This is a genomic window from Vibrio sp., assembly GCF_047973365.1.
Taxonomy (GTDB): domain Bacteria; phylum Pseudomonadota; class Gammaproteobacteria; order Enterobacterales; family Vibrionaceae; genus Vibrio.
In genome coordinates this window covers 1-16,744 of sequence record NZ_JBKEBW010000018.1, presented here as the reverse complement: position 1 = coordinate 16,744, position 16,744 = coordinate 1, and the positions used below count along the sequence as shown (strand labels likewise).

The following is a 16,744-nucleotide window of genomic DNA, read 5'->3' as shown; positions in this document are numbered from 1 at the left end:
AAAAACTATTAATTGAATGATATCCTGTATAATTATGCCGTTTTTGGAAAATTATGCACATTAGGAAAAAATGTGTTCGTTCACCCCAATCGCACATGGTCATTTGTGGTCATGGGGATTCACATTAATCACCCAAAGTTGAAACCATAACAGCCTTTATGGTGTGCATGCGGTTTTCCGCTTCGTCAAACACAATAGAATGATCAGATTCAATGACCTCGTTGGTCACTTCAACACCCTCTTTTAAAACCGGGTATTCACGCGCTAGCTCTTTGCCGACCGTGGTGTCTTCACCGTGAAATGCTGGTAAACAATGCATAAATTTCACATGTGGGTTACCCGTTGCTTTAAGCATTGCCATGTTGACCTGGTAAGGCAGCATCAGGTCAATACGTTCAGCCCATGCTTCTTTGGCTTCACCCATAGAGACCCAAACATCTGTGTAAAGGAAATCACATCCCATAACGCCTTCATTAACATCGTCTGTTAATGTAATTTTTGCACCGGTGTCTTTAGCAATAGAACGGCAGGTTTCAACAAGTTCTTCCGTTGGCCAGAACTGTTTTGGTGCGACAAGGCGAATATCCATACCCATTTTGGCCGCACCAACCATGAGAGAGTTACCCATATTGTTTCTAGCATCACCAAGATAAGCGAACTTAATTTCATGCAGTTGTTTACCGCGTCCATGTTCTAGCATGGTCATAAAATCAGCAAGAATTTGGGTTGGATGGAATTCATCCGTTAGCCCGTTCCACACTGGAACACCGGCATATTTGCCAAGTTCTTCGACAATACTTTGACCAAAGCCACGGTATTCAATACCGTCGTACATACGACCCAATACACGAGCGGTGTCTTTCATCGACTCTTTGTGACCAATTTGTGAACCTGAAGGACCAAGATAAGAGACTTGCGCGCCTTGATCGAAAGCCGCGACTTCGAATGCACATCGTGTTCTGGTTGAGGTCTTTTCAAAGATCAGAGCGATATTTTTTCCTTTTAAACGCGGTTGTTCATAGCCGTTATATTTGGCTTTTTTGAGTTCCACAGCTAAATCCAACATGTGTTGAATTTCGCGTGGAGTGAAATCGAGTAATTTTAGGAAGTTACGATTGCGTAGGTTAAAAGCCATGATGTTGTCCTCTTGTTCGGCGGTTACTTGATTGAAGTAACAGCGCGAATAATCATTAAGTTATCTCGTTAATTTGTTTTTAGTCGCGAGTAATATTGGTTCCCGCTTCACCTTGTAAAATTCGCAGACCATCTTCTAAAGCGCCAATACCTACTACGGTGCCGCCTTGTTTGATGAATTCACAAGAGGCTTCAATTTTGGGCCCCATTGAACCTTCATCAAATTGATAATGAGATAGCTCACTTGGTGTTGTGTTGCGTAAGGCTGTTTGAGTGGGCGTCCCCCAATTCAAATAGACAGCATCTGCGTCGGTCAGAATTAACAGCGCATCAGCGCCAATCTGTTTCGCAAGGAATGCAGCAGACATATCTTTATCTATGACCGCCTCGACTCCTATCAGCTTTCCGTTCTCTCGTTTGACCGGAATACCGCCGCCGCCAGTGCAGATGACTAAGTGACCTTGGTTAATTAATTGAGTGATGGCTTCATGTTCAATGATTCCAGTGGGTTTTGGACTTGGAACCACTCTGCGAAAGTGGCTACCATCAGGTTTCACTGTCCAACAGTATTTTTCTGCTAATTCACGAGCTTCCGCTTCTTGGTAAATCGGGCCAATAGGCTTTGTGGGGTTAATAAATGCAGGATCTTTAGCATCAACGGTCATCTGAGTAAGCATGCAAGTGACATTTCTCTCTGGTAAGCGATTTTTGAACTCTTGCATTAGCATGTAGCCAATCATGCCTTGTGTTTCACTCCCTAAAACATCAAGTGGATAAGGGTTTACTTTCTTGTATTCCAACCCCTGTAGCGCTAGCAAGCCAACCTGAGGGCCATTGCCATGCACCAATACCACGTTATATTCCTGAGCTATTGCAGAAATCGTTTTGACGGCGATTTCAATATTGTGCCGTTGAACGTTGGCTTCTAAAGGCTCACCCCGACGGAGTAAGGCATTGCCGCCTAAAGCGACGACGACGGTTTGTTTAGCCATGAGTTATTATCCTTGTGCTTAGGTTGTGGTAGGGATAAACGCGCCACACCCTGAATTTAATGATTAGAGATCGTCACGTTCAATTGGGCAGCTCATACAGCGAGCACCGCCACGACCACGGCCTAACTCATCGCCAGGAATAGGCAACACTGTGATACCTGCTTTATCGTACTTCTCATTGGTATAGGTATTTCGTTCGTAACCGATCACCACACCAGGACGCACGGTTAGAACATTGTTTGCATCGTTCCACTGTTCGCGTTCTGCTTCAAAACTGTCGCCACCTGTTGTGATCATGTTTAGCTTGTCGATGCCTAACGCCATTTCAATGGTGTGAATGTAGGAGTCTTTCTGAGTGGCTTTTACTCTTCCTGATCCATCACCTGTTAAGCTCCAGCAATTCACATCATCAGGAATCACATTGGGATAGACAGAGAATGTATCTTCACGCATGTGTGTCATTACCGTATCCAAGTGCATGCATGAGCGATCTTTTGGCAGTTCTAGAGCAATCACTTCTTTTGCTTGTCCATGTTTAAATAGCGATGATGCTAGTTGCTCAACCCCTTGTGGTGTTGTGCGTTCTGACATTCCAATCAAAACAGCGCCACGACCAATAACCAGAACATCACCACCTTCAATGGTCGATTTGTCGTAGCCATGTTCTTCATCACCGAAGTACTTAACAAAGTCTTGCGCGGCAAAAGTTGGATGCCAGCGATAAATTGCCCGTAAGTGATTGGTCTCTCTTTGACGAGCAACTTTAGCCATCGGGTTGATTGAAACACCGCCATAAACCCAGCAAGAGGTATCACGGGTAAACAAGTGATTTGGCAATGGCTTAATAATGAAGTCATTGGTTTTGTTCATTTGTTGAATAAAGGAAGATGACTGCATAGGCATTTCACCGAATGAAAGCCCACCAGTGAGAATTTTGGCTAATTCGATAGTTGGAAGATCATTTAGATAGCAGCGAAGATCGTTGGCAAACGTTGGACCAAAGCGATAGTCAGAAATTTGCGTGTTGAGTAGCCATTCTTTGGCTTCAGGAACATCCAATGTTTCAGCGAGCAAATTTGTCAGTAGTAGTACTTCAACACCTTCGTTACGTAGAGTATTGGCAAAGATATCGTGTTCTTTACCTGCACGTTCGATGTCCAATACATCATCAAACAATAAATCATGGCAGTTTGATGGCGTTAAATGACAGAGCGCGCGTCTTGGGCGATGAATTAACACACGACGTAGCTGACCGATTTCTGAACCTACATATAACTTACTCATAATCGTATCTCTCTATATTCTTTATTCTTTGTTTCCAATGCGCGATTAAATACATAATTATTTAATCGCGTTTATTGGGTGTTTTATAATTGGTTTTTTCTTTGTCTTGATATTTATATTACGGAGGGGGTTCCACCTTTCTTGGATATTAATCACAAATTGTTATTTATCGATTTATTGTGATTGGAATGTGTTTTTAACAAAAATTATTCATTTTGTTTTTCTATTTTTTGTGTGGGTAAATGAAGAGGTTTAATGAAAAATAATTCGATTTAATCATAGAGGAAAACATGTTTTTATCCAGTGTGTATATATGTGTTGTAAATTAATGGGAATTTTATTCACTGTCTTAGTTGTTTTTTGCATGTTTTTTACACTTTTATATGCATAAAACTAGAGTAGCTAGTTACTTTTTTAATCTTTATTTGTTGTTCTTTAACAAAATAAATTGATTAAACTTGATCTAAAGCAAGTTGTTTCTTAGCTGTTTTTTAGCATGGTTTCTATCTTCAGATTACTTTTTGTATTCTATTAATTATAAAAAAGTAATCTCTCAATTATTATAATAAAACCATTTAGAATAATATTTCTGATATGTGTGTTAATTATCCCGCACAGCAAAGTGCCTATCGCATGCTTTATATCTGAACGACATGAGGCGTATTTATTTGAGTTGTCTTGTTTAAACAATAAAAAAGCCGCGCTTAGCGCGGCTGATTGGGCAGGAAAGTTCTACAGGAAAACACCAATACTGAGTGTTGCCATAATTAAAATACACAGAATACCCAATAAAGGTGCTATCCATTTAATCCAACGAACATAAGGGATCCGCGCGATGGCTAAACCACCCATAACAACCGCTGAGGTTGGTGTTATGAGGTTGACAATACCCGATGCTGATTGGTAAGCGGTGACGACCAGCTCTCTTCCTACTCCAGCAAAATCGGCTAGTGGTGCCATGATAGGCATGGTTAGCACCGCTAAGCCTGATGATGACGGGACGAGGAAAGAGAGTAAAATTTCTAACCAATACATCACGTTGATGAAAATTACTGAAGAAAGCCCAGTCACTGCTTGTTCAGCAGAGTTTAGGATAGTATCGGTAATCATTCCCTGATCCATTACGACGACTATCCCTCGAGCTATCCCAATAATTAATGCCACGCCTAGTAAATCTCGAGCTCCGTCTATAAAGCTACTAGTGAACTCTTCTTCACTCATGCGTGCTACCAAACCAATGATGATAGTTGCACCTAAGAACATGGCTGATATTTCTGCCATCCACCAACCTGCAACGGAAACACCATAAATCATCACACCGAATGCAGCGGCAAATATCGTTAGGATAAGCTTTCGTGTGCCAGTGAATTCGATAGACTCATCGCTTTGGCTCCCGAGGAAGTGCGCTTTGTTTTCCTCAAATTTGTCAAATACAATGGATTTTGTTTGGTCAGCTCGAACCATTTTTGCGTAACGCATAACGTAGAGCACGCAAACAACCCAGTCAATGATAAGCATGGCGGCTCTTAACAAAATGCCATCAGTAAACGGGATTCCTGCCGCATTGGCGGCAATAACCGTTGCAAATGGATTAATGGTTGAACCGAGAGTGCCAATGCCCGCGCCAAGGAGCACTGTTGCTGCAGCGACAACGGGGTCAAATCTTGCAGCCATCATGACAGGCACTAACAGGGTATAAAACGGTAGTGACTCTTCTGCCATGCCATAGACGGTTCCGCCTGTGGCAAATAGCGCCATTAGGATTGGAATCATCAGCTCTTCTCTTCCTTCAAGGCGCTTTGTTACTCGTGCAATACCTGCATCGATAGCCCCTGTCTTTGTCACAAGGCCTAGAAAGCCGCCAATAACCAAAATGAACAGTGATACATCAATGGCAGACGCTTCATAGCTGTTATGATTGTAGAAGCCATCAATCGGTGCCATTAAAATATCAATGATTCCTTGGGGGTTTCCTTCGGTTGATTGATATGTACCAGCAATAGGCACTTCTCGACCTAAATCTTCGTTCATTGTGCGCTCGTATTGCCCCGCGGGAATAATCCAAGTAAGAGCCGCGACGAGAGCAATTAATAAAAACAAGATGGTATAAGCAGAAGGAAATTTAAAGTTAGAAAAGAACCCACCTTTAGGTTCCGTAGATACTGTTTGGGTTGTCATAGCTATCTCCTTACATTAGAACCTATAATCCCAATGTTTTCAGTGGCTAAAATTATTATTCCCTAATTCAATAAATTGAATATTAAAAAATCATGAAGTAGTGAATTAATGACTACGCATTAGAAACGTATTATTTTCATTATGAAAATAATAAGCTTGTTTGTTTTTTAAGGTTTTTGATTTAATTTCGTTGGGATTTTAATTTGGCTAGATATAACTAACTTTGCATTTCCTCACAAAATAATAGAGGAAGGATTTTGCAGAGAATAATTGAAAAATAATTCCGGGGTATTTTGTTATATTTAATGAAATTCTATTCTTGAATTTTGTTTTATCTCTTTTTCTTTTGGCTGTTATTGTTTTCTTTTAATCCATTTATGGAATTTTATTCAATGATAACAAATTTAGGTTATTAGTGATTTTTTTGATATGCATCAATTTAATTGTTATACCAAATAAAAAAGGAGCCTAAGCCCCTTTTTATACTAACAGTGAACAGAGAACTACTCGTAGCGTTTAGCTTTATATTGTGGGCGCATGAGGTTTTCAACAGAGAAGATGTCATCAAGCTCTTCTTCTGTTAGTAATCCGCGTTCTAAAACCACTTCTCGTACGCTCTTACCGGTTTCGGCGCAGATTTTTCCGACAATATCGCCCTCGTGGTGACCGATGTATGGGTTCAGATACGTCACAATACCGATAGAGTTAAATACGTAGTTTTCGCAAATTTCTTTGTTGACCGTAATGCCATCAATACATTTGTCGCGAAGGTTGACACATGCATTTGAAAGCAGCGAGATAGACTCAAACATGGCTTGTGCGATGACGGGTTCCATGACGTTGAGTTGTAATTGACCACCTTCAGCGGCAAAAGAGACAGTGTTGTCGTTGCCAAGTACTTTAAAGCACACTTGGTTTACCACTTCTGGCACTACAGGGTTTACTTTCGCCGGCATGATAGAAGAACCTGCCTGAAGTTCAGGTAGGTTTAATTCATTTAAACCTGCACGAGGACCCGAAGAAAGCAAACGTAAGTCGTTACAGATCTTAGACAGTTTCACTGCCAAGCGTTTTAATGCGCCGTGAGTCATTACGTATGCGCCACAGTCTGACGTTGCTTCGATAAGATCTTCAGCAGGTACAACTGCTAAACCTGTTACTTCTGCTAAGTGTTTTACTGCTAACGCTTGGTAACCTGGAGCTGCGTTTAAGCCAGTACCGATTGCGGTTGCGCCAAGGTTGATTTCAAGCAGTAGCTTAGAGGTGTATTCAAGAGCACGAATCTCTTCGTTCAGTGTCACCGCCCAAGCATGGAATTCTTGACCAACGGTCATTGGCACTGCGTCTTGTAGCTGGGTTCGACCCATTTTGATAATAGTACTGTACTCTTGGCTTTTAAGTTCAAATGCTTCTTTCACGTACTCAATTGCTCTAATCAGTTTGAGCACGCTGTTGTAAACGGAGATGCGGAAACCGGTTGGGTAGGCACAGTTGGTTGATTGGCTGCGGTTAACATGATCGTTCGGATTAATGAATTCATATTGACCTTTTTCCTTGCCCATCAGCTCAAGAGCAACGTTGGCGATAACTTCGTTAGTATTCATGTTAACTGAAGTACCTGCGCCGCCTTGGTATACATCAGTTGGGAATTGATCCATGCACTTCCCTGTTTCAAGGATCAAATCACACGCTTGAATGATGTAGTTCGCGACATCTTTAGGAATAACCGCTAATTCTTTGTTGGCAAGAGCGGCGGCTTTTTTGGTCATCACCATACCACGAACAAATTCAGGAACATCTGAAATTGTTGCAGTAGAAATGTTGAAGTTTTCAATTGCACGGAGAGTATGAACGCCATAATAAGCGTCGGCAGGAACCTGACGTTCGCCAAGTAAATCTTCTTCAATGCGGTAATTTTGGTTAGCTTTGACTTCTGTGAATGTAGTCATGACTGAATCCTTAGATAATAATTCTATTGATGATGCTTATAGGTAAGCCGTATCTGTATTAAGAATCCATTCATCAGAATAATTGGCTGAAAAACCGTCCTGATATAGCGATGTATAATACTTGAGTTGCAATTTTAAAATAGGATCTGTGTCACCTTTTATGTCAGCAAAAATCAAGTTTATGGTGAGTTCGATTCTAAAGCGCTCAAAGTCTCTTTGCCGTGGATGGAAATGCAATTTCGCCCTTTGCGTTTCGAGCGGTACATTGCGTGATCAGCGTTGGTAAATGTTTGGTTTGCATCGTCTAGGACTTCAGCCAAACCGACACTGATCGTGACATCGTACAGTGTCCAGCTTTCGATATCTGCTGAGACTCGCAGCATGAGAGCTTGAGCTTGTTCAATGTCAGTGTGCTGAATCAGTGCTGCAAATTCGTCTCCGCCAATGCGGGCGATAAAGTCGGTATCACGCAATACGCTGCGCAGTTGATTGGCAATATATAAGATGACCTCATCACCAGCCGTATGACCAAAGTTATCGTTAATTTTCTTGAAGCAATCAATATCTATGACCGCAAGACAGCAAGAAGGGTGATTGGTGTAGCGCTGTTTTAACCGACATTGGTATTGGAGGTTCTGGTCAAATTTTTTCTTGTTCCACAAAGAGGTCGCAGGGTCTCGCTCTGTACGCTCTTTGAGGGTAATGATGGTGTTGTGGTGCTCGGAAATATCGGTAAAAGAATAAACGTAATATTGAATGTTTTTGAGCTTGCCTGTAATTGCGTGTATTTCGGTTTGGCAAATAACGTTTTTGTTATCCGTGGTATGCAACGAGAAGTGTCCTTGCCAAAGGCCACGGATAGAGAGTTGTCTTTGGATCAGGTTCTGTTTTGCTTTAGAAGGGAAGAAATCAACAATATGGCTACCGAGCAATAAGCTTAAGTCACTGTTGACTAAATTGCAAAACCCTGTATTCACTCTCAGGATTTTCATATTTTTATCAGTGACAACCACCGCCATACTGTTTTCTATCGCATACTCCGCATAAGTTTGGTCCGCCTTGATGCGTCGATAAGCGTCGAGAAACATTGATGCAATTATGGATAAGATCCCTAAGCCTAACCAAATGATCGCGGCTTCAATTTTTAACTGTTTTTTCCTGTCTGCAAGCAGTGCAATAATTACTGAGTTAGGGTACATCGTCAGCATGGTTAATGAGTTCTTAGAAGCAAAAAGCTGGCTGCTAAAACGTTGAAAAATAAACAGACCTTTATCGGTTAATAAACTATGTCCTGCGCTCTGGCTTTGATTGATTGCGTTCCATATTTCATTGTTCTCATTAGCTAAGTTGTTAGTGGAGCGTGTTTGTATCAAGTCGCCAAAGAGTTTGCTTTTATCACTGCTAATTACGTAGTAGCCATTTTTATCGATAAAATCGACATTAAGATTTTGCGTATTGGAGGTGATTTGCTCGATAATGGTCAGCACATCAAGATTGGCAATGAAATAGCCCTGTCGGACATTGTTCGCAATGATAGGGTAGATGATTCTGTATCCAGGTTTATAAGGGGTGACGGGTTTACCATTTTCAAACTCCAGATCAATACCGTAGTGTCCTTGCTCACCATTGACCAACTGTTGGGCATAAAGGAAATAGTCGCGGTTGCTTTTGTTTTGCAGTCGATCATTGGGCACGATATAAGGTCGCGCCATGTTTGGCATGTAATCGACCCGAATGACTTCGTATCCTCGGTTATCAATAAAACGCAACTGATAAAACAAGGTGGAGTTAAATGCGGTTATAGACCACTGGCTTTCAAGGTAGTGTCTGAACTGTGGATCGCGATTGATAGCAAAATCATTGAGTAAAGTTGAATGGCTCAGCTCATAAAAAGTTTGTTGGATCTGTGAGTCTGTTCGGCGAGCTTTTGAGTCGACGTAAGAGAGAAATTGTAGCCCCTGAGCTTCCAGACGAGAGATATAAAGCTGATGAGCTTTATCAGTTAAGTGAAAATAATAGGCAAACGGAATCAGTGACAACATTAGCCACAACACAGTACCGGTTTTGATAGTGTTGGCAATTCGCTTCATTATTTATGTTCAGGCTCAAACTCTAGTTAAAAGGTAGTTGAGTCTATGCTGCTTTTCCATTGCGCTGATGAAATGTTGGCGCTAAGGTGTAGCAAAATAAGGAGGAGCCGTGTTTCCGATTTTACTCATTCTATTTATTGCTGTGCCTATCATCGAGATTGGTTTGTTTATTCAAGTTGGCGGCATGCTGGGCTTGTGGCCAACGATTGCTTTGGTGTTAATCACCGCATTTGTCGGCGCTTCTTTGGTTAGAAGCCAAGGTTTACAAACTTTACTTACGGTTCAGCAACGCATGCAACGTGGCGAAATGCCTGCGCAGCAGATTGTTGAAGGTGTGATGCTAGCGGTAGCGGGTGTTCTGCTGTTAACACCTGGTTTTATGACGGATGCGATGGGCATGATGGTATTACTGCCAGCGCCACGAGCACTGATTGCTCAGTATTTGATGAGCAAAGTGGTGGTATCGAATATGTCTGGTGGTTTCCATTCCAGTCATTTTGAGCATGATCCATTTCGCTCTCGCGATTCTCATCAGGGAAATACCTTTGATGGCGAATTTGAAAGCAAAGACGATGACGATCAGAACTCGAACCATCGCCTTCATTAATCGCATTTATCAGGCTGAGAATCGGTGGAGTAGTGAACGGGCATCGAACGCAAACGCGCATTAATTCATCCCTGAAGCTCCGCCGAGCCATCCATGGCTTATCGACACCCATTCACTGATCAGAGTTTTTCTCTATTGCCGATCTATGCAGCGAATTACCGCGCACCGTCAAATCCCATTTGTCGCCATGCTTCATAAGCAATAATAGCTACGGCGTTTGATAGGTTTAGGCTGCGAGCATCGGGCATCATTGGAATACGGATACGTTGTTCCATCGGCAAGCTTTCAATGATTTCGCCTGGAAGCCCGCGAGTTTCTGGACCGAACAGTAGCACATCTCCCTTTTGGAACTTGGCATCGACGTGATGACCCGTGGTTTTGGTGGTACAGGCAAAAATGCGGTGCTCACCTTTTTCAGCAAGGTAATTTTGAAATGCTTGATAGTCTTTATGGCGAGTGACACGAGCTAAGTCATGATAATCCAGACCTGCTCGACGCACTTTCTTCTCTTGCAAATCGAAGCCCAGCGGTTCGATTAAATGAAGATTGGCACCACAGTTTGCGGATAAACGAATAATGTTTCCTGTGTTTGGGGCGATCTCGGGCTCATACAGGGCAATATCAAACATGACAGTTCACTTCCTTACTCAATTTAAGGAGCGAGTATAAAGCTCTCACCCCTGAATTCACAAGTGATAGCCACCGCGGATTAAATGGGTAGTGTGAACTGAACTTTTAAGCCATTTAACGGGCTACGGCTTGCTTCAATGACTCCGCTATGCTGACGGATGGCGCTTTCAGTGATAGCCAGACCTAACCCCGTCCCTCCGCTGTGCCGGTCCCGAGCGGTCGAGACTCGATAAAATGGCCGGAAGATTTGTGTCAGTTCATCATCAGGTACGCCTTCACCGTTGTCCTCTACCGACACAGTGATCTGGTGCTCGGTAGTCGAAAAGCGTACTACAATGGTGTCTTTGCCATAACAAATCGCATTACGAACGATATTTTCCAAAGCACTCATCAATAATTTTGGATTACCAGCAATGCTGACATTCGGTATCTCGTCGTATTGCAGCGTTTTATTCATTTGTTCGGCTTCAAACTGAGCATCGCTGAGCAGTTCTTCCCATAGACTACGTAGTGGTTGTTCTTCTCGGCTCAGATGACTGTTGGTCTGCATTCTCGACAATTCGAGTAGTTCACCAATCATCTGCTCTAAACGTTGGGCTTCGGTATCAATCCGCTCTAGCTCGGTACTGGTGCCCTGTTTACGTGTTGCTAATGCATTAGCCATACGCAGCCGAGTCAGGGGTGAACGCAGTTCATGGGAGATATCCGACAACAAACGTTGCTGACCGGAAATCATCTGATTCACCGCTTCCACCATCTGATTAAAGCTGCGCCCGGCCTGACGAAACTCCATGGTGCCTTTTTCAAGTTCGGGGTCAGCTTCAAACTGTCCGCGTGCCACGCGTTGAGCAGCCAGAGCCAGACGCTGTGCAGGCTTACTCAGCGCCCAGGCAAGCCAGAGCAATAGTGGAGTGCTGACCAACATAATCGCCAACAGCAACTGAACGGGTTTATCGAATAATTGCAGTAGGAACGGTGGCGGTTCATCCCAACGGAAGCCGACATACAGCAACAGTTCCTGCTGAGCGAAAGTCACGGGAACCGGGCCTGCTATCATATAACGCCCGTAAAGACGCTGTTGTGGTTTGTCTATCGACTCAATGCTCGTAGCAAAATTCTGCAATGCTTTGTATTTGAAATCAGGACGTTCGCGGGCGGTAAGTACGTTGCCGTCCAGGTCAGTCACGAAAAAGCGTGGACGGCTGTCCTTGTCTTCATTGCGCATCATTTGACCTTGCCCATGATTGCCGTTTCCATTGCTTTCAAGGAACATTAGTATTCGGCTTAGATTGTTTTCACCTTTGAAATGTTCTTCAAGCATCTCTTTTTGCACTACAATGCGCTGATACATTTCCGCTGGTAAGTCGCGGGATTTTCGCGGGTCTAAATGAGGAAGTGCCAGTACCGCGAGCAACACCAAAAACATGGTGAGCCAGAAGATGGCAAAAATACGACCATAAAGGTTATTGAATGTAGGTAAACGCATTAATCCTCCAACACCATTAGGTAGCCTCGCCCTCGAAGGGTTTTAATTCTTAATTTGCCATCGGCGCGTTCAGGGAGTTTTTTACGTAGATTGGAAACATGCATATCAATCGCTCGGTCAAACGCCGCCAATCTTTTACCTAATACATCCAGGCTAAGATCTTCTTTGGTAATGGTGTTGCCCGGGTTTTGTACAAAGTGTGCTAATAGCGCAAATTCGGTGGTGGTGAGATCGAGCAGTTCACCCTGACAGTAAGCTTCTTGTTTACCGGGAAATACCTGAATATCTTGGCATTCGATAACATCGGAATGTTTGTTTGAATGTTGTTGGGTTCGGCGCAACACGGCGCGAATTCTTGCCAGCAGCTCTCTGTCACTGAATGGCTTTGGCAGATAATCGTCTGCGCCGAGTTCTAGGCCGATCACGCGGTCAATCTCTTCGCCTTTGGCGGTTAGCATAAGAACAGGGGTCTGCCACTTTTCGCGCAATTTTTTCAGCGTTTCCATGCCGTTGAGCTTGGGCATCATGACATCTAACAGAATTAAATCGACGCTGTCGTTGATGGCGTGCAGCCCTGCTTCTCCATCATTGGCTTCGGATACGTCAAACCCTTCATAGCTTAAAACTTCTTTTAGCAAGTTGGTTAGTTCTGTGTCGTCATCAATTAATAGGATGTGTGCCATGGTTACCTCAAAAGTATACGAACTGCCAATCCAGCGCTTGTGACAAACAGAAGCTCACAATAAACGTTGGATGCTGAATACAGTGTACTGTGAATTGACCTTTAGCATCATAGGTAAAGTCACCCTTTACGATTATTTACGCTTCGCAAACACTGCTTTACGTAGCAAGTCGTATTATAAATTCAAGCGCTGCACAGGCAGCCGATTCAAGTCCCCTTGATTCAACAAATACCAGAAGGAAAAGATTATGAAACTGGCAAAAAAAATGATCCTTGCAGCCGTTGTTCTACCTATTACTCTAGGCTCAGCAGCTGTGTTTGCGGCTGGTGGCGGTAAAGGTCCGGGTCGAGATTTCGGCGCTGACTGTGGTCGTGGCGGCATGATGAACCCTGCAGTGTTTGCCCAGCTTAATGTGACACCAGAGCAAAAAGCCAAAATGGTTGAACTACGCTTAAAACAACGTGATGCGATGCAGGCACAACGTTCTGGTAAACAAGCGGAGATGCGCGCTTTTAGACTGCAAGAGCGCGATTTGGTGATGTCAGCGAACTTTGACGAAGCCGCCGCAAAAAAACTGGCAGAACAAATGGTTCAACGCCGATCTGAGCAACGTGTTGCGATGATGAAACAACGCAACGAAATGATGAACGTATTGACTGCGGATCAAAAAACCAAACTTGCAGCTATTCAGCAAGATCGTATGAATGAATGTGTGCTATTTGGACAAGGTGGTGCGAATGGACAAGGCGGTAAAGGCGGTCAGGGTCCTCGTGGTCAAGGCATGATGCGCGGCGGTCCTCAAGGTCAAATGTTTCCACTGATGGCTCAATAAATGGCACGATAAATCTCACACCGTTTGTTATTGTGGTTAATAATTATATGGTGAGTGAATAAAGGCAGCTTCGGCTGCCTTTTCTTATTGTGACCAAAGTAAGTAATACTATTCCAGGTAAAAATATGATCAGATTGAACATCGGTGGAACAGCGAATGGGTGTCGAACACAAACACGCATAGACCCTTCCATGGGGCTCCGCCGAGCCATCCATGGCTCGGAGGGTTTGCTTATCGACACCCATTCACTGATCAAAAAGTTTTCCAGAATAGTATAACAAACAAGCATCCTGAGCGCTTTTAGGTATAATCAACACATTGTTTGTTATGGTAAGACGTTATGAAAAAGGAATACGCACGTTTAGTTACGATTGCTGCGTGGACGGCAACTTGTGTTGCGACCTTACTTATGGTGGTTAAAGTGGCAGCCTGGTGGGTCACCGGTTCGGTAAGCTTACTGGCATCACTGATTGATTCAATGCTTGATATTGCCGCTTCAGTCGTCAACCTCGTGGTGTTGCGTTATTCGCTTCAGCCAGCAGACAGAGAACACGCATTTGGGCACGGTAAGGCAGAATCTTTAGCTGCGCTTGCACAAGCAATGTTTATCTCCGGCTCGGCTTGTTTCCTAATTCTCAACGGCGTTGACCGTTTCTTCCGCCCTCACGATCTTCAAACACCGGAATATGGTATTTATGTTAGCTTATTGGCTATTGTGGTGACTTTTGCTCTGGTGATGTTTCAGCGTCATGTCGTGAAGAAAACTGGCAGTCAAGCGATTGCGGCAGATTCTTTACACTACCAATCCGACTTATATATGAATGGCGCTATTATGGTGGCATTAGGGTTAAGCTGGTTTGGCGTAAAACAAGCGGATGCCGCTTTTGCTATCGGCATTGGCTGTTTCATCTTATTTAGTGCGTTTAGGATGGTACAAGAAGCGATTCAAACATTGTTGGATAGGCAACTTCCGGAACATGAGATCGAGCAAATTCGTCATATTTCGCTATCTGTCGGCGGTGTTTTGGGGGTACATGACCTCAGGACTCGAATGTCAGGGCCGGTAAGATTTATTCAGCTACACTTAGAACTGGATGACAAGATGCCTTTGATTGAAGCGCATCGAATCGCAGATATTGTGGATGCCAAATTATGTAAAGCGTTCCCAGGGGCGGATGTCTTAATCCATCAGGATCCATATTCATTGATGTTTGGTCCTGAAAGGAAACAAAAACTTCAGCCATGGTAGCGACAAAGCCTGTCAGATAGACTATATTTTTTGCGGCATGAATAAAATGCACGAATCTGATGTGAATCAACGATGTGAATGTGCAAAACTGCAATACTGCTTGTGGGTAAAAAGCTTTATCGCAGCGCATGCTAAGCAAGTTAGTTTTTCTAACATGCAAACATAATTACAAGATTCTGCTGTTCGAATGTGATTTCGGGCAGCGCCAAAAATAGCTATACAAATTCCAAAAAAATTGAGGGTGATCATGATTAAAAAGATCGGTATTTTGACTAGTGGTGGTGATGCTCCGGGTATGAACGCGGCAATTCGTGGTGTCGTTCGTACAGCCTTGAGCCATGATATTGAAGTTTTCGGTATCTATGATGGGTATCAAGGTCTTTACGAAGGTCGTATCAAACAGCTTGATCGTTCAAGTGTGTCTGATGTTATCAACCGTGGTGGAACTTTCTTAGGTTCAGCTCGTTTCCCTGAGTTTAGAGAAGAATCTGTACGCTTAAAAGCGATCGAGAACCTGAAAAAACACGGCATCGAAGCGCTGGTTGTTATCGGTGGTGACGGTTCATACATGGGTGCGAAGAAACTGACTGAAATGGGTTACCCATGTATCGGTCTTCCGGGCACTATTGATAACGATATCGCGGGCACCGATTACACTATCGGTTACTTAACTGCACTAAACACAGTTATCGAGTCAATTGATCGCCTACGTGATACTTCTTCATCGCACCAACGTATTTCTATCGTAGAAATCATGGGTCGCCATTGTGGTGACTTAACCCTGATGTCTGCGCTAGCGGGTGGCTGTGAGTACATCATTACACCTGAAACTGGTCTGGATATGGATAGTCTGATTTCCAACATCCAAGACGGTATTAAGAAAGGTAAGAAGCACGCTATCATTGCTCTGACTGAGCTAATGATGGATGCAAATGTATTGGCAAAAGAAATTGAAAAAGCCACCAAGCGTGAAACTCGCGCAACGATTCTTGGTCATATCCAACGTGGTGGTAAACCAACCGCATTTGACCGTGTACTCGCTTCACGTATGGGGAACTACGCTGTTCACCTATTAATGGAAGGGCAAGGTGGTCGCTGTGTTGGTATCCAAAAAGAGCAGCTTGTTCATCACGATATCATCGATGCGATTGAGAATATGCGTCGTCCAGTTCGTGAAGACTTATACAAAGTGGCGGAAGAGTTGTTCTAATACCGTTACTGCTTAAATAAACAAAAAAGACCGCAAGATGCGGTCTTTTTTGTTTGCCCAGCAAAGCTGGCAAACCCGTCCACTTGAAAGAAAGTGGAGTCACCCTGACTAAGGGGAAGACAATCCGAATGGCAAGGGCGTCACGGGCTAACGGTGGGGTCTGAAGAAAGCCATAGGAAGTTAGATGTACACAACTAACCGTAATCTGTTTCGGCGGTACTGGTGGGTAAGCGTCCAAAATAGCGCAAAGCCCAATACTTAGTCAGACCAATACTGTGATTGAGGGTGGGATATCTAACAGGGAGTCAGTGCAATAACTGGCGAAGCCTGACACCACATCCGGGCAAATGCCGGAAGCATCCATCAAGAGGTGACTCAAGGTGAATGTTGGTGCGAGGTGGCAGATGAATCCGTAGTAGT

The 16,744-nt window shown here is 43.5% G+C and carries 13 protein-coding genes; 4 read left to right on the top strand and 9 right to left on the bottom strand.

All coding sequences use genetic code 11. The features are described 5' to 3' along the window. Positions 1–124 precede the first annotated feature (124 nt). The 6 genes from ACK5MF_RS02820 to ACK5MF_RS02795 form a co-directional block, all read right to left on the bottom strand. Positions 125–1,135 (bottom strand): ornithine carbamoyltransferase, encoded by a 1,011-nt coding sequence (locus ACK5MF_RS02820; RefSeq protein WP_416919174.1) that lies wholly within the window; start codon positions 1,133–1,135, stop codon positions 125–127. Between the two features lie 79 nt (positions 1,136–1,214). Then, on the bottom strand, positions 1,215–2,126 hold the full coding sequence (arcC, locus tag ACK5MF_RS02815; RefSeq protein WP_416919173.1) for a carbamate kinase: 912 nt from the start codon (positions 2,124–2,126) through the stop codon (positions 1,215–1,217). Between the two features lie 63 nt (positions 2,127–2,189). Next, entirely contained in the window at positions 2,190–3,410 is a 1,221-nt protein-coding gene (arcA, locus tag ACK5MF_RS02810; RefSeq protein ID WP_416919171.1) for an arginine deiminase, read from the bottom strand. Positions 3,411–4,142: 732 nt separating this feature from the next. Then, positions 4,143–5,588 carry a YfcC family protein gene (locus tag ACK5MF_RS02805; protein ID WP_416919169.1) on the bottom strand — a complete coding sequence of 482 codons (1,446 nt, stop codon included), beginning with the start codon at positions 5,586–5,588 and terminating at the stop codon, positions 4,143–4,145. Positions 5,589–6,091: 503 nt separating this feature from the next. Then, positions 6,092–7,537, bottom strand: coding sequence for an aspartate ammonia-lyase (aspA, locus tag ACK5MF_RS02800; protein ID WP_416919167.1), 1,446 nt, complete (start codon positions 7,535–7,537; stop codon positions 6,092–6,094). Positions 7,538–7,716: 179 nt separating this feature from the next. Continuing rightward, the gene (locus ACK5MF_RS02795) at positions 7,717–9,627 is read right to left on the bottom strand and encodes a diguanylate cyclase (protein WP_416919165.1); all 1,911 of its coding nucleotides are present in this window, start codon (positions 9,625–9,627) and stop codon (positions 7,717–7,719) included. A gap of 109 nt (positions 9,628–9,736) precedes the next feature. Between ACK5MF_RS02795 and ACK5MF_RS02790 the strand changes: the two genes are divergently transcribed. Further along, entirely contained in the window at positions 9,737–10,234 is a 498-nt protein-coding gene (locus tag ACK5MF_RS02790; protein WP_416919163.1) for an FxsA family protein, read from the top strand. A gap of 155 nt (positions 10,235–10,389) precedes the next feature. On the opposite strand, the gene ACK5MF_RS02785 is transcribed toward ACK5MF_RS02790, so the two are convergent. The 3 genes from ACK5MF_RS02785 to ACK5MF_RS02775 form a co-directional block, all read right to left on the bottom strand. Beyond that, complete coding sequence (locus ACK5MF_RS02785; RefSeq protein WP_416919161.1) at positions 10,390–10,863, bottom strand: tRNA (cytidine(34)-2'-O)-methyltransferase; 474 nt, start codon at positions 10,861–10,863, stop codon at positions 10,390–10,392. An 80-nt stretch (positions 10,864–10,943) separates the two neighbouring features. Continuing rightward, a complete protein-coding gene (gene cpxA, locus ACK5MF_RS02780; protein ID WP_416919159.1) occupies positions 10,944–12,350 on the bottom strand; it encodes an envelope stress sensor histidine kinase CpxA in 1,407 nt (468 codons plus the stop codon). Beyond that, on the bottom strand, positions 12,350–13,033 hold the full coding sequence (locus ACK5MF_RS02775; RefSeq protein WP_416919158.1) for a response regulator: 684 nt from the start codon (positions 13,031–13,033) through the stop codon (positions 12,350–12,352). Before ACK5MF_RS02775 ends, cpxA begins: the two co-directional genes overlap by 1 nt. Positions 13,034–13,280: 247 nt before the next feature. On the opposite strand from ACK5MF_RS02775, the gene ACK5MF_RS02770 reads away from it, so the two are divergent. From ACK5MF_RS02770 to pfkA, 3 genes are all read left to right on the top strand, one after another. After that, positions 13,281–13,865, top strand: coding sequence for a CpxP family protein (locus ACK5MF_RS02770; protein WP_416919156.1), 585 nt, complete (start codon positions 13,281–13,283; stop codon positions 13,863–13,865). 340 nt (positions 13,866–14,205) lie between these two features. Further along, positions 14,206–15,114, top strand: a complete 909-nt coding sequence (gene fieF, locus ACK5MF_RS02765) for a CDF family cation-efflux transporter FieF (protein WP_416919154.1) — start codon at positions 14,206–14,208, stop codon at positions 15,112–15,114. A 247-nt stretch (positions 15,115–15,361) separates the two neighbouring features. After that, positions 15,362–16,324, top strand: coding sequence for a 6-phosphofructokinase (gene pfkA / locus ACK5MF_RS02760; RefSeq protein ID WP_416919152.1), 963 nt, complete (start codon positions 15,362–15,364; stop codon positions 16,322–16,324). The last annotated feature ends 420 nt before the right edge of the window (positions 16,325–16,744 follow it).

Coding starts and splice junctions, on each gene's coding strand:
- ACK5MF_RS02820 (WP_416919174.1), bottom strand. CDS start 1,135: ATGGCTTTTAACCTACGCAATCGTAACTTCCTAAAATTACTCGATTTC.
- arcC (WP_416919173.1), bottom strand. CDS start 2,126: ATGGCTAAACAAACCGTCGTCGTCGCTTTAGGCGGCAATGCCTTACTC.
- arcA (WP_416919171.1), bottom strand. CDS start 3,410: ATGAGTAAGTTATATGTAGGTTCAGAAATCGGTCAGCTACGTCGTGTG.
- ACK5MF_RS02805 (WP_416919169.1), bottom strand. CDS start 5,588: ATGACAACCCAAACAGTATCTACGGAACCTAAAGGTGGGTTCTTTTCT.
- aspA (WP_416919167.1), bottom strand. CDS start 7,537: ATGACTACATTCACAGAAGTCAAAGCTAACCAAAATTACCGCATTGAA.
- ACK5MF_RS02795 (WP_416919165.1), bottom strand. CDS start 9,627: ATGAAGCGAATTGCCAACACTATCAAAACCGGTACTGTGTTGTGGCTA.
- ACK5MF_RS02785 (WP_416919161.1), bottom strand. CDS start 10,863: ATGTTTGATATTGCCCTGTATGAGCCCGAGATCGCCCCAAACACAGGA.
- cpxA (WP_416919159.1), bottom strand. CDS start 12,350: ATGCGTTTACCTACATTCAATAACCTTTATGGTCGTATTTTTGCCATC.
- ACK5MF_RS02775 (WP_416919158.1), bottom strand. CDS start 13,033: ATGGCACACATCCTATTAATTGATGACGACACAGAACTAACCAACTTG.
- ACK5MF_RS02770 (WP_416919156.1), top strand. CDS start 13,281: ATGAAACTGGCAAAAAAAATGATCCTTGCAGCCGTTGTTCTACCTATT.
- fieF (WP_416919154.1), top strand. CDS start 14,206: ATGAAAAAGGAATACGCACGTTTAGTTACGATTGCTGCGTGGACGGCA.
- pfkA (WP_416919152.1), top strand. CDS start 15,362: ATGATTAAAAAGATCGGTATTTTGACTAGTGGTGGTGATGCTCCGGGT.